The sequence below is a fragment of the Lentzea guizhouensis genome (genome assembly GCF_001701025.1).
GTDB classification, from domain to species: domain Bacteria; phylum Actinomycetota; class Actinomycetes; order Mycobacteriales; family Pseudonocardiaceae; genus Lentzea; species Lentzea guizhouensis.
Genome location: NZ_CP016793.1, coordinates 1,267,690 through 1,280,315 on the forward strand (window position 1 = coordinate 1,267,690; position 12,626 = coordinate 1,280,315).

At 70.9% G+C, this 12,626-nt stretch carries 10 protein-coding genes, 1 pseudogene and 1 riboswitch; all 11 genes and pseudogenes read right to left on the reverse strand.

Going from position 1 to position 12,626, the window contains the following annotated elements; genetic code table 11:
- Nucleotides 1-51: 51 nt before the first annotated feature.
- On the reverse strand, nucleotides 52-831 hold the full coding sequence (locus BBK82_RS06505; RefSeq protein ID WP_083267822.1) for an ECF transporter S component: 780 nt from the start codon (nucleotides 829-831) through the stop codon (nucleotides 52-54).
- Entirely contained in the window at nucleotides 828-2,384 is a 1,557-nt protein-coding gene (locus tag BBK82_RS06510; RefSeq protein ID WP_065914197.1) for an ABC transporter ATP-binding protein, read from the reverse strand. Before BBK82_RS06510 ends, BBK82_RS06505 begins: the two co-directional genes overlap by 4 nt.
- Nucleotides 2,381-3,412, reverse strand: a complete 1,032-nt coding sequence (locus BBK82_RS06515; RefSeq protein ID WP_065914198.1) for a CbiQ family ECF transporter T component — start codon at nucleotides 3,410-3,412, stop codon at nucleotides 2,381-2,383. The genes BBK82_RS06510 and BBK82_RS06515 overlap by 4 nt, the downstream gene beginning before the upstream one ends.
- On the reverse strand, nucleotides 3,409-4,185 hold the full coding sequence (locus BBK82_RS06520) for a hypothetical protein (protein WP_065914199.1): 777 nt from the start codon (nucleotides 4,183-4,185) through the stop codon (nucleotides 3,409-3,411). Before BBK82_RS06520 ends, BBK82_RS06515 begins: the two co-directional genes overlap by 4 nt.
- Nucleotides 4,182-4,595: a hypothetical protein gene (locus BBK82_RS06525; protein ID WP_065920856.1), complete on the reverse strand. Its 414-nt coding sequence runs from the start codon at nucleotides 4,593-4,595 to the stop codon at nucleotides 4,182-4,184. Before BBK82_RS06525 ends, BBK82_RS06520 begins: the two co-directional genes overlap by 4 nt.
- Nucleotides 4,595-5,788 (reverse strand): LPXTG cell wall anchor domain-containing protein, encoded by a 1,194-nt coding sequence (locus tag BBK82_RS06530; protein WP_065914200.1) that lies wholly within the window; start codon nucleotides 5,786-5,788, stop codon nucleotides 4,595-4,597. The genes BBK82_RS06525 and BBK82_RS06530 overlap by 1 nt, the downstream gene beginning before the upstream one ends.
- 48 nt (nucleotides 5,789-5,836) lie before the next feature.
- A riboswitch (adenosylcobalamin-variant (AdoCbl-variant) riboswitch) is annotated at nucleotides 5,837-5,908 on the reverse strand.
- Nucleotides 5,909-5,982: 74 nt separating this feature from the next.
- Nucleotides 5,983-7,065: an FAD-dependent monooxygenase gene (locus tag BBK82_RS06535; protein ID WP_065920857.1), complete on the reverse strand. Its 1,083-nt coding sequence runs from the start codon at nucleotides 7,063-7,065 to the stop codon at nucleotides 5,983-5,985.
- A 91-nt stretch (nucleotides 7,066-7,156) separates the two neighbouring features.
- Nucleotides 7,157-9,322 (reverse strand): terpene synthase family protein, encoded by a 2,166-nt coding sequence (locus tag BBK82_RS06540; RefSeq protein WP_065914201.1) that lies wholly within the window; start codon nucleotides 9,320-9,322, stop codon nucleotides 7,157-7,159.
- A gap of 144 nt (nucleotides 9,323-9,466) precedes the next feature.
- Nucleotides 9,467-10,069 carry a Uma2 family endonuclease gene (locus tag BBK82_RS06545; protein ID WP_335618049.1) on the reverse strand — a complete coding sequence of 201 codons (603 nt, stop codon included), beginning with the start codon at nucleotides 10,067-10,069 and terminating at the stop codon, nucleotides 9,467-9,469.
- Between the two features lie 305 nt (nucleotides 10,070-10,374).
- Complete coding sequence (locus BBK82_RS06550) at nucleotides 10,375-11,715, reverse strand: tetratricopeptide repeat protein (protein ID WP_065914202.1); 1,341 nt, start codon at nucleotides 11,713-11,715, stop codon at nucleotides 10,375-10,377.
- A 388-nt stretch (nucleotides 11,716-12,103) separates the two neighbouring features.
- Nucleotides 12,104-12,427 (reverse strand): annotated as a pseudogene (locus BBK82_RS57190) (hypothetical protein); the annotation flags it as partial.
- Between the last annotated feature and the right edge of the window lie 199 nt (nucleotides 12,428-12,626).

The window sequence follows — 12,626 nt, forward strand, 5'->3', positions numbered from 1 at the left end:
GAGTCGGGGGCGGCGACCCGGTCACAGCGTGACTAAAACTCCCTTTTGCCGTCAATGGTCTGGGCCAATTATCGGCTGGAAGACCGCCTTCTTCGCAGCTCGGCGCAGTGTGCGCAGCAGGACCGGTCCGGTGACCGCGACCAGAACGGCGGTCGTGACGGCCCGGCCGAGGTCCCAGCCGAGCGAGGTGGCCAGGGTGAACGCGGCGAGCTTGACCAGGTTCTGCGCGGCGGAGGCGTCCGGGTCGAAGCTGACCGACGTGCCCTCGCCGACCGCGAACGGCCAGAACGACAGGTTGAGCAGGAACCCGTAGACGAGCGAGCTGACCACGCCGTACGCCGCGAGCAACGCGATCTCCGCCTTGCCGCGCCACTGCGGCAGCAGACCGGCCCCGAGCGCGACCCAGGCCGCGCCGAGCATCTGGTACGGCATCCACGGCCCGACGCCGCCGGTCAGCAGGGCGGAGGCGAACAACGTCGTGTTGCCGAGCACGAACCCGAAGCCGGGCCCGAACACCCGTCCGCCCAGCACCATCAGGAAGAAGATCGTCTCGATGCCCGCCGTGCCCGCGCCCAGCGGCCGGATCGCGGCACCCAGCGCGGACAGCACGCCGAGCATCGCGATGGCCTTGGAGTCCATGCCGTGGTCGCTCATCTCGGCGAGCACCACGGCCAGCACGACCGGCAGCAGCAGCGCGAACGTCCACGGCGCGTCACCGCCGTGCGCGATGTCGCTGGTGGGGGCGACGAACAGCGGCCAGGTGAACGCGGCCAGCCCGATGACGCCGGAGATCGTGAGCGCGACGGCTGACCGCGGGCGGATCGCGATCACAGGGCCGCCTCGACGTCCTCGACGGTCAGCCACGGGCCGAGGACCTTGCTGACCTGCGGGGCGAACACCGGCGACGACGTCACGACCTCGCGTGCCGGGCCGTCCGCGACGACCTCGCCCTCGGCCAGCACGACGACGCGGGTGGCGTACTCCGCGACGAACTCGACGTCGTGGGTGGCGAGGACCGTTGCGCTGCCGAGGTTTCTGAGCACGGCGGCGAGGGCGGCCTTGGCCGGGTAGTCGAGGCCGCGGGTGGGTTCGTCGAGCAGCAGGACGTCCGGTGCGCCGGTCAGCATGATCGCCAGGACCAGGGCGAGCTTCTGGCCCTCGGACAGGTCGCGCGGGTGGGTGTCGTGGGGGACGTCGGCCAGGCCGTCCAGCAGCTTGCGGCACGTTCCGGCGGGTTGCCCGGACTCGTGGTCGGCCTGGGCGCACTCCTCGGCGACGGTTTCGAGGTAGAGGAGGTCGGCGGGCTGCTGGGGGACGAGGGCGACGACTTGGCGGCGTTGCGCGGGTTTGAGGGTCCTGGGGTCGGTGCCGCTCACTGTGACCGTGCCCGAGGTGCGTTTCCCGCTGCCCTGGGTGACCCAGAGGAGGCTGGACTTGCCGGAACCGTTGCGGCCCATGAGTGCGACGCGCTCGCCTTTGGCGACTTGGAGGGAAACGCCGCGCACGGCCGGTACGTCGCCGTACTTGACGACGATCTGGTTGGTCTCCAGCACGGTGTCGCCGTGTGTTGTCGTTGCTGCGGGTGGTTCGGTGAGACGGCTTTTGAGTTCTTTCGCCACACGGCGTGCGTCACGCACGGACACCGGCACCGGTTCCCACCCGGCCAACTGCGCGAGCCTGACCACGGGCGGCGCGACCGGAGCGTTGGCCAGCGTCTCGCCCACGGGTCCGATCTCGCCCGTCGGCAGCAAGAGCGCGCTGTCGGCGTACTGCGCAACGCGTTCAAGGCGGTGTTCGGCGATCACGACGGTCATGCCGAGGTCGTGCACAAGTCGTTGCACCGCCGCCAGGACGTCCTCCGCGGCACCGGGATCGAGCGCTGAGGTGGGTTCGTCGAGCACGAGCACCTTCGGGTGCGCCGTGAGTGCCGCGCCGATCGCGACCCGCTGCTGCTGCCCGCCGGACAGTGTCGCGAGTGGACGGTCACGGAGGTTCGCGATGCCGAGCAGGTCGAGGGTCTCTTCGACGCGCTTGCGCATCACGTCACCGGGCAGCCCCAGCGACTCCATCGAGTAGGCGAGCTCGTCCTCGACGTTGTCCGCCACGAACCCGGCCAGCGGGTCCTGCCCGACGAACCCGACCACGTCGGCGAGCTCGCGCGGTGGACGGGTCGCGGTGTCCCGGCCGTCGACCAGCACCCGCCCGGCGAGCGTGCCACCGCTGAAGTGCGGCACCAGACCGTTGATCGCGCGCAGGAACGTCGACTTCCCCGCACCCGTCCTGCCGACCACCAGGCACAGCTCGCCCTCGGCGATCTCCACTGAGAGGTTCCTGAGCACCGGCGCACCGGCATAGGTGATCGTGACGTCCTCGAACCTGATCATCGTTCCCTCACGATCGCCACCGGCACCAACGCCACCAGCACCGCCAACGCCGGCACGAGCGGCAGTTCGGGCGCCTGCAGCGGGACCGTCGTGGGCGCCAGCGCCGGATCCCCCGAGAACACCAGCACCACCGCCGCCGCCACCCCGCTCACCGCCACCCCGACCGCCCTGGCCGTCCACCGGTCCGGCCGGTACCGCGTCCTCGGCACCCTGCGCGCGCCGGTCCTCAGCCCCGCGACCGCCAGGAGACCACCGAGCGCGAGCAGCGGCCAGCCAGAGTAGGCGTCGGCGAGCAGCCCGTACATGCCGATGCAGAGCCCGAACAACCCGGTGAGCACGAGCGCCCCGGTCAGCACCCGGTCCTTCCTGGTGATCCCCGCCGTCCTGCCGTACCCGCGCGAGTCCATCGACGCGGCCAGCACGAGCGACCGGTCGAGGGCGTCCTCCAGCACCGGCACGAGCATCGTGCGAACCGCCCGCACCCCGCGTGCCGTGTCACCGCGCAGCCGGCGTGCTCTTCGCACTGCTCTTGCCGACGACACCAGTTGCGGCGCAACGGTCAGCGCCACCACCACGGCCACGCTCACCTCGTACAGCGCGGCGGGCAGTGAGCGCAGGAGGCGCTTCGGGTTGGCGAGGGCGTTGGCGGCGCCGACGCAGCTGAGGATGGTGGCGAGCAGCAGTCCCTGGTAGAGCGCGAAGACCAGTCCCTCGGCGGTGACCGGGCCACCGATGCGGATGCCCTGGGCCCAGTCGGGCAGCGGGACCTGCGGCAGGGTGAAGAGCGTGGTCGGCCCGCCGATGCCGCCGAGGAAGACGTGCAGCAGCACCCGCAGGCCGATGACGACCAGGCCGAACTTGAGGAAGACGCCGTAGGTGCCGGCCCACGGGGTGTTCGCGCGGCAGGTCACGACGACCACGCCCGCGACGGCGAGGATCAGACCCAGCACCAACGGGTTGGTGGTGCGGCTGGCGGCGGTGGCCAGGCCCAGGGCCCAGAGCCACCACGCGCCGGAGTGAAGCCTCACTCGGTCTCAGTGCGGCGCCGCCGCGCGACCAACGAACCAGCGACCACCAACGCCACGATCACCAGCAGGCCGGCCAACGTCCACACCCAGCTCGTCCCGGACTCCTCCACGACCTGCTGGGCCTTCTCCTCAACAGCGGCCGACTCCTCCGCGGCTGCTGTCGTGGTCCCCACAGCCGCACTGGACGAGGGCGCCACCGACTCCGAAGTCGGTGCGACCGCGGAAGAACTCACCGGCGCCGGCGGAGTCGTGGTGACACCCGGTGTGGGCTGCGGCTGCGCGGCCGGCGGGTTCACCGGAGCGGGCACCTGCGGTTTCGGTGCGGGAGGCGGTGGTGCCGGAGCCGCGGGAGGCGCGATGCCCGGCTGCTCCCCCGCCCCGAACGCCCACCCCTCGACGCTCCCCCGCGGCGGGACACGAGAGGCCGCCCCCTGGTTGCTGTACGCCCAGGAACCCCCTGCCGGCGCGTGCCAGTACGACCAGTAGGCGGTGGCGGGCGAGGTGGTGACGCACTTGTCGACGTCGTTGCCCGGCTTGCCGTTGATGCGGCAGACGAACCCCTGCTGCCGGGTCGCGTAGGCGTACCCGAACCCGGCCGCCGACAACGCCGCCACCCCGGACGCCGGACTCCCCGGCGCACACCCCTGTTGCACACCACCGCCGAGCCCCCGGAAGTCGACGACCACGGTCACACCGTCACACCCCGCCGCAAGAGCAGGCACCGGGACCGCCGAAGCGATCACCAGTGCCAGTGCGAGGAAAAGCCTCCTCACGGAGTGGCGCCCGGTGCGACGCCCGCGCCGAACGCCCAGCCCTCGACCGCGCCGGGAGCCGGGTTGTAGCTGCCGGCACCGGCCGAGCTGTAGGACCAGGAACCGCCGGGGGTGGCGTGCCAGTACGACCAGTAGGCGCTGGTGGTGGGGACGGTGCACGGGTTCGGCAGCGAGTTGATCCGGCACACGAAACCGGCCTGGCGCGGCACGAACGAGTACGTGAAGCCCGCGCCGGTCAGCGCGGTGAGGCCGGTGGTGGGGTCGCCGACGGCACAGCCCGTCTGGACACCACCGCCGAGCGAGGCGAAGTCCACGACGACCTTGACGCCCGCGCAGGATTCGGCGGAAGCAGCGGGCGCGACGACGAACGTGCTCGCGACCAGGGCGAGAACAGCGAGAATCCGGCGCATCACGCACCAACCTTCCGACGACGGGTAACCAGGACGAGCACGGCACCGGCGAGCACCGCGACAGAGCCGAACAGGGTCAGCGGGACCGCCTGGTCAGGACCGGTCGCGGCCAGCGGCGGGTCGACCGGCGCTTCCTCCGGACCACCGGGAGCAGGAGCGGGCGTGGTGGGAGCGGGTGTGGTGGGAACGGACGGCGGGGCCGCGCAGTCGATCGCGGGCACACCGTTCGCGGCACCGGCGAACGACACGTCCACGAGGCTCTTGCGGGCCAGCCCGAGCATCGCCTGGGTGGTCGCCCGGACAGCGCCGTAGACCTCGAAACCCGTTGCGTCGTAGGCGATCGCGCCCCGAGCCGCCTCCGGCCCGGTGCACCCGACCTGCAACGACCTCAGGTACGCCACGGCCTTGTCCGCTGCCTCCGCACGACCACCGGCGACGAGCGCGCCGACCGCGAGACCGGTGCTGTTCGCGTTCGAGCCCGACAGAGCCGACGGGAAACCGCCATCGGCCTGCTGCTGCGACGCCAGCCACGCCAGCGCACGCACCGAAGCCGTCTTCTCCCCCGCCGCCTGCAACGCCTGCACCACGATCGCGGTTCCGTCCACATCGGACTTGCAGGTCGGCTCCCCGAACGAGATCGGGAACCCGCCGTCGGGGCACTGCGTCGAGACCTGGAACGCGACCGGCTTCGCCACCGGCTGCGCGGCGCGCGTCAACGTGATGATCGCCAGCGCCTGCGTGAACGCGTTGGTCTGGTCGCCCCCGGGCTCGGTGCGGTCGAGGTAGCGGCCGGCCCCGTCCTGCAGCGCGGCCAGCCGGTCCAGCAGGTCGACACCTGCGAAGTCATGCGGGTCGGTGCCCAGCGCCTGCGCCACCAGGGCCAGCTTCACCAGGCCCCCGACGTAGGACTCGGCCTCGCCGTCACCGGCGAAGTACGAGAGCTGGCCGGGTTCGGCGAGCCACGCGGCGGCCTTGACGGCCGTCGACTTCCCCACCCCGGCGGCGGCCAGGCCGTAGACGCCGTCCGCGGTCAGGCCGTGGTCGACGAGGTCCGGCCCCTTCACCAGGTGGGTGCCGTCCACGAACTGGCCGGCCAGCCAGGTTCCCGCTGACGGCTCAGCCGCGGCCTGCGCCTGCGGTGTCGCCACGAGCGCGGCCGCCACGAACGCGACCAGCGCGGATTTCCGGATCACTGCGCTTCCCCCTGCCCCGCTGTCCTCGACGGGTCGATGGAGCTACCGCGCGCCACGGGCATTCGGACTATCACCGTTGCGGGTCAGCGCCGGAGTTCCACCGGCTTCCCCCGCGGCGTGCGGATGCTGTTGTCCCCTGGATCGTGCGGGAGGAGCCACCTCGAGTCAAATGGCTGTGAGCTGGGCCATCGGCATCACGGCAGCTGGAACGAGTTGACGACGGCCGCGAACTCCTCGGTCGGCTGCCCGCCATTGGCCTGGTTCTTCAGCGCCATCTCCTGGTTCGCCGTGACGTACGGCCGCAGCGCGTCCTCGTACCGCCCGAACGCACCGTCGACCCCGGCCGCCAGCTCAGCGGCCAGCACGTACGCACCGACCAGCGCCATGCTCGTGCCCTGACCCGACAACGGCGAACCGCAGTAGCCGGCGTCGCCGAGCAGCACGACGTCGTCCCGCGACCAGCTCGGCATCCGGATCTGCGCCATGGCGTCGAAGTGGAAGTCCGGCGCCTCCCACATGTGCTTCAGCGCGGTCTGCCACTCCCAGCCGGCGTCGGCGAACTTCTCCGCCAGCAACCGGCGCTGCGCCTCGACGTCGCGGTGGTCGAACGAGACCTCGCCGTGGAAACCCATGTACACCCGGCACTCCGCGTTGGCACGGGCGCTCATGATGCCACCGCCGAGCACCTCCCCCTGCTGGAACACCTGCCAGTGGTCCAGGTCCAGGAAGTTCGGCGCGGTGAACACGGCGAGGTTCGTGCCGAGGTGGTGCAGGAAGTCCTCCTCCGGCCCGAACACGAGCCGGCGGACGGTGGAGTGCAGGCCGTCCGCACCGACGATCAGGTCGAAGTCGCGAGGAGCGGTGCGCTCGAACGTGACGCGGGTGCCGTCGATCGCGGTGATGGTGTCGTCGAACAGGTACTCGACGCCCTCGGTCGCGTCGACCAGCAGGCGGGCCAGGTCGTCGCGCATGACCTCGACGTCGGGGCTCGCGAGGTCACCGCCGCTCAGCGTGTGCTCGGTGGAGCGGTAGATCTCGTTGCCCTGCTCGTCCACCATGCTCATGCCGCGCATGCCGGTCGTCATCGACCGCAGCCGGTCGCCCAGGCCCATCCGCTCCACGACGTCGAGCGCCGGGCCGCGCACGTCGACCGCCTGGCCACCGGGGCGCAGGCCGCGGTGGCGCTCGACGACGGTGACGCGGAACCCGTTGCGGTGCAACCAGTGCGCGAGCGCCGGGCCGCCGATGCTGGCACCGGAGATCAGGACGTTCTTCATGGTCGTTCCCCCTGTGGAGTGGTCGATGCCCACAAGGTGCCGACCCGTGCTGACCACCGGCTGACCGTCGACTGCCCGGCGCTGACCGCGCTCAGCCAGGAGTGCGGGAGACGAGCCGGGCGGCCGACGTGCCGAGTCCGGACGGGCCCCGGCGGAACGCGCCCGCCAGCAGGTGGGCGTTCACCGGGGTCCTGATCTCCTCCTCGTGGTAGCGCGAGGTCTCCACGTGCCAGTGGGTGATGCCGGCGATCCAGTCCTTCAGCTCGTCGGCGTACCGGGTCAGCGCCGCCCGTGTCGCCGAGTCCAGCGACAGGTCGTCGAACAGCTTGGGCAGGTCGACGTCGACGGACTTGACGAACTGCGCCATGCGGGCGTCCATGAGCTTGAAGGTGATTTCGAACGCGCGGGCCTGCGACACCCCGAGAAAGCTTTCGACCACCCGCACCATGTTGTGCACCTCGCCCTCGTACTGGACTTCTTTGAGGTACGAGATCGTGTCGTTGACCATGAACGTGTAATCCATGGCCGAGCGCTCCATGGTCTGCACGACGCGGGTCGCCCAGAGTTCCGGCGGAACTGTCGTGGAATGCGAGAAACGCGACAGCGAGGTCGTCAGCTCGGAACCGAAGGTGGACCGGCGCATCTCCAGGTAGTCGACCGGGTCGGGAACGCGGTTCTGCTGGATGTTCACCACCTCCCACGCCCAGGCGTCCAGCATCGCGTCGACGGCCCTGCGGAACTCGGTGCGGAACTCCGATGACATCGGTGCCGCGGTCTTCTGCCAGAGGTCGGCCAATGACCGCTCGGTCGCGTTGACCGGTGTGATCGTCAGCGCCAGGTCCAGCGGCATGCACAGCTTGAGGCGCGCGGTCTGGTTCTTCAGGCCGCTGAGGTCCTTCAGCCGCCCGAACACCCACGGGTAGTAGTCGTCGCCGTAGGTGCCCCAGGTGAGCCAGGCGGCCGACAGGAACAGCTCGAACGGCGTGCCGTCGGGGTCCATGCAGACCGACGCCAGCGCGAGGTCGAAACCGCGGTTCTTGGCCTCGTCCCAGAGTCCCTCGCTGTGGATGCCCATGTCCTGGCTCCAGGCGATGACCTCCTCCCGGCACCGGTCCAGGTGCGGTGACATCCCGAGCGGGAACGGGACGTCGTACGTCGGCCGCGGGTACGGCTCGACGACCTTGGGCGTGCTGCTGAACTGCCTCGCCCGCTGCGGCATCGTCCTGGCGATCGAGCCGAACAAGTCCGGGGAGCTGACGGCGCCGGAGTTCATGTACCGCGACGACCGCAGGTGCCACTCGTGGCCGCCCGCCTGCCAGTCCTGCAGGCCCTTCACGTAGCCCACGACGGCCGCCCGCCCGATGGGGTCGATGCCGTGTTCGTCGAGCAGCAGCGGCACCTCGGTGAGCGCGGTGTGCTCGAACTGGTGCAGCCGGGAGGTCAGCAGGTCGTTGACGGCCTCGGCGGCGGCCTGGGTGGGCAGGTCGAGGAACTTCTCGAACACCAGCACGCCGTTGGACAGCTCGCCCTCGTCGAGCACCTCGCGTTCGTAGGAGAACAGGTCGTTGCGCAGGTGCACGGCGTCGCTGAAGGTGTCGCGCAGCACCCCGATCGGCCGGGACGACGCGATCCGCGCCGGCACCTCCAGACCGACAGCGTGCTCGACCAGGTTCGCCGACCAGGGCGCGCCACCGACCTTGCGGCGCATCTCGATGTACTCGATCGGGTTGGAGAGCCGCTTGCCGCTGATGTTGAGCAGCTCCCACATCGACTCGTCGAGCAGGTGCTTCGTGTTGGCGGCGAACCGTTCGCGCCAGTCGAGCGAGTGCTTGGGAACCGTGCGGGCCCACAGGTCGGCGAGGCCCTTCTCGACCGGGTTCGCCGGCGTCTCCTTGATCACGCCGGTGACCGGCATGAACAGCGGCAGCCGGTCGAGGTGGGCCTGGGCGCCTCTGATGTCCGGGTTGCGCTTGTAGAGCTCGACGAAGTGGTCGTCGAAGTAGAAGACCCACACGTACCAGTCGGTGACCAGGTCGAGCGCCTCACCGTCGCAGTCGGGGTGGGTGTAGGCGCAGAGCAACGCGTAGTCGTGCGACTCGAGGTCGTCGCCGGACCAGATCGGCGTCCCGTGCTGCGGCACGTCGACCATGTCCATCTCGCGCGCCCAGGCCCGCGTGTGCCGGCGGGCGCGGTCGAGGTGCTGGTTCAGCCTGGCCGGGTGGGGCGTGTAGAACTCCGGCAGCTGGAACGGCTGCATGGGCGTAGGACCTCCGCGCGGTGGACGAGTCGCGAGTCACGCAACCAGTCCGACGCGCGCGGGCGCCAGATGGTGGAACCTTGATCCACACCTTCGTAGCGGCCCATCGCCCGTTCGGCTCAACGGGTCCCGGCCGGCAGGTACTCAGCGCACCAGTGACTGGGCGCTCAGCTTCACCGGGAACGGGAACCGGAGCTCCACCCACTCCTCGCCGTCGGACCGCGCCTGCTCCACGTAGACGCCGTTCTCCAGGTGCAGGCACCGCAGCCACGGACTGTCGTAGTCGATGATCCAGTAGTTCTCGCAGCCGACCTCTTGGAACTTCGCCCGCTTGAGCTCGAGGTCGACGTGCCGGGTCCGCGGCGAGAGAACCTCCACGGCCAGCACCGGCGGTCCCATCAACGCCTGCTTCGTGAACTGCTCACGCGTGCCGACTACCAGGTCCGGGATGAAGACCGTGTCGTCGGCGAGCACCACGTCGACCGGAGCCGGGAGGACCTCCAGCTCCGGCGGGCAGACAGCCGTCAGCGCCACCAGCAGCCGGGCGACGACGCGCTGGTGCACGGGGCGGGGTGAGGGGCTCATCACCAACACCCCGTCGACAAGTTCGAAACGGTGCCCGTCATCAGGCATCGCCTCCAGGTCCGCCCACGTCAGTGGCCTACCGCGGGGAAACGTCGGGACACCACCCATGGTGCGTTCCACCCCCTGGTCGAGGCCACTGTCCGCCGGCCGGATCCCGGCCATGCCATTAGACAAGACTCGTCCGATTCCCACGACTCGCAAGCCCCTTTTGGCCGACCCCGCACCACTGCACGCACACGCTCCCGGCACCGCCGTCCCGCTGGGTGAGCAGGCGCTGGTCCTGCCGTGGAAAGCGCCACCCGATCGGCTCAGCGCATCGTTGTAATCGAACAACTGACTAAAACCCGGTCAATTTTCGGGCGATTTTCGGTAACGCCACCGCCTCCGCCAATTGCTCGCGAATCGCACCCTAACGGAATGTTAAGAGCCCGCCAAGAGCACGGTCGGAGCAATACCTCACAACGACCTCACGCGCGGAAGATCATATCGCCGTCCAGGGTTTCCAGCCCGAATTCCGCGTAAACCGCGCGGGCACCGGCCTCCACCTCGTCCGCGAGCACGTCATCGCCACCCGCGCGCAGCACGTGGACCAGTTCCAGCCGCGACCTGGCCGCGTTGACGACGTCGAAGGTCGCGTCGCAGATGGCCGCCGACTCCTGCAGCAACGTGCGCGCGCTGCCGAGCCTGCCGCGGGCGAACTCGGTGCGCCCCAACAGGTGCAGCACGAAGCTCTCGCCGCGCCGGTCCCGCACGCCGCGAACCAGGCCGAGCGCCTCGGTCAGCACGTCGAACGCCTGGTCGTGCCTGCCCTGCGCGAACAGCACCTCGCCCAGCCGGTGACGGATCTGCGCCCGCACGCGGGCCGGCCCGGCGTCGCCGCACACCCGCAGCGCCGCCTCCAGCCGGTCGAACGCGCCGCGCAGGTCGTTGCGGCACAGGTCGACCTGGGCGAGGTTCTGCAGCACGGTCGCCTGGCCGACGCGGTCGCCGGTGCGTTCGAAGGCCGCCAACGCCCTCCGGTCCCACCGGCGAGCCCCCGCCAGGTCGTCGGACGAGCGGGAGACGACGCCGAGGTTGCGGTAGGCGATCCCGAGGCCGGCGAGGTCGCCCAGGTCCTCGAAGACGTCCTTCGCGGCCACCGTGAGCTCGTGTGCGAGGTCGAACCGGCTCTGGGAGATGTGCAACGACGCCAGCGAACACCGCAGCACCGCCGAGCCGCGCGCGTTGCCCGCCTTCTCGGTCGCGGCCAGCGCGAGGTCGTGGGTGCGCAGCCAGCCCTCGTGGTCGGCGCGGTGCTCGAACAGCGTCACCAGCCGGTGGGCGAGCTCCCAGGCCTGTTCGTCGAGCCCGGCGGCCGCGGCCAGTGCCACCGCCTCACCCAGGTTGACGCGTTCGGACTCCAGCCACGCCAACGGCTCCGCCAGCAGCTCGGGGCCGGGGCGCACGACCTCACGGTGTGCATGGCCGCGCACGACGGTGAAATCCCCGCCGTAGTCGGCCTTGTGCGCGAGGTCCACGAGGTGGAGCCACCCGCCGAGCACGCGCCGGACCGCGTCCGTCCCGTCCACGTGACCGGCGGCGAACTCGCGGACCAGCGGCGGCACGGCGTAGGAGCGGCCGGCGGTCTGGACGAGGTGGGCCGACACCAGTTCGTCCACAGCGGACTCCCCGCGCACGTCGCCGAACGCCACCCGCGGTGCCCATCCCGGCAGCTGCGCGGCGTCGACGGCGGCGAGCAGCCCGAGCAGCCTGCGGGCGTGCGGGCTGAGGTCGGCCGCGGTCTCGGCGATCCGGCTGCGCAGGCACAAACCGCCGTGGACAACACGTCCAGCCGCCCGGCCGGATCGGTGAGGCGGTCCACCAGCAGCGCGAGCGGCCAGTGCGGACGGCGGCGAGCCGGGCGCCCGCGATGCGCACCGCGAGCGGCAGGTGGCCGGCGGCGGCGACGAGCGCCTCGGCACCCGCGTGGTCACCGGCGATCCGGTCGGCTCCGATCTGCCGCCCCAGCAACGACATCGCCTGCGCGTGCTCCAGCGCACCGACGTCGACGACGTGCGGCAGCTTGAGCCGGTGGCGACTCGTGACCAGCACCGCGCACCCCGGCGCGTGCGGCAGCAACGGAGCCACCTGTGCGATGGTCGAGGCGTCGTCGAGGACGATCAGCAGCGACTGTCGTGCCACGGCGTCTCGATAGGCCGACAACCGCGCGCCGAAATCCCGCGGAGCGGACATCCCGAGGGACAGCAGGAACCGGCCGAGGATCTCGTGCGGCGTGGACCCGCGCAGCCGCACGAACAGCTGACCGTCCGGGAAATGACCGTCCGCGGCCCGGTGCGCGGCGTGCACGGCGAGCGTCGTCTTGCCCGTCCCCACCGCCCCGGTCAGCAGCACTACCTGCGGAAACGAGGTGATCAGGCCGACGACGGAGGTGAGCTGCTCGTCCCGGCCGACGAAGTCCGCGACCGCGGCGGGCAGCTGACGCGGGCGCGGCAGGGCAACGTCATCGGAACCGGTTCGCACGCCACCGCCTTTCCTCCGAGACCCGGCAGTCCAGTTTCACACAAAACGCACTCCGGATCACGGCCCGTGTGATCGCGGTGGGGACGATGTGTGGACGGCGTTGCGCACCCTCGGTGGCACCACCACCGAGGGGAGCCGGGGATGCGCAGGACGAAGGACGTGGCGGAGCAGTGGGTGGCGCTCGTGATCGTGGCGGCGG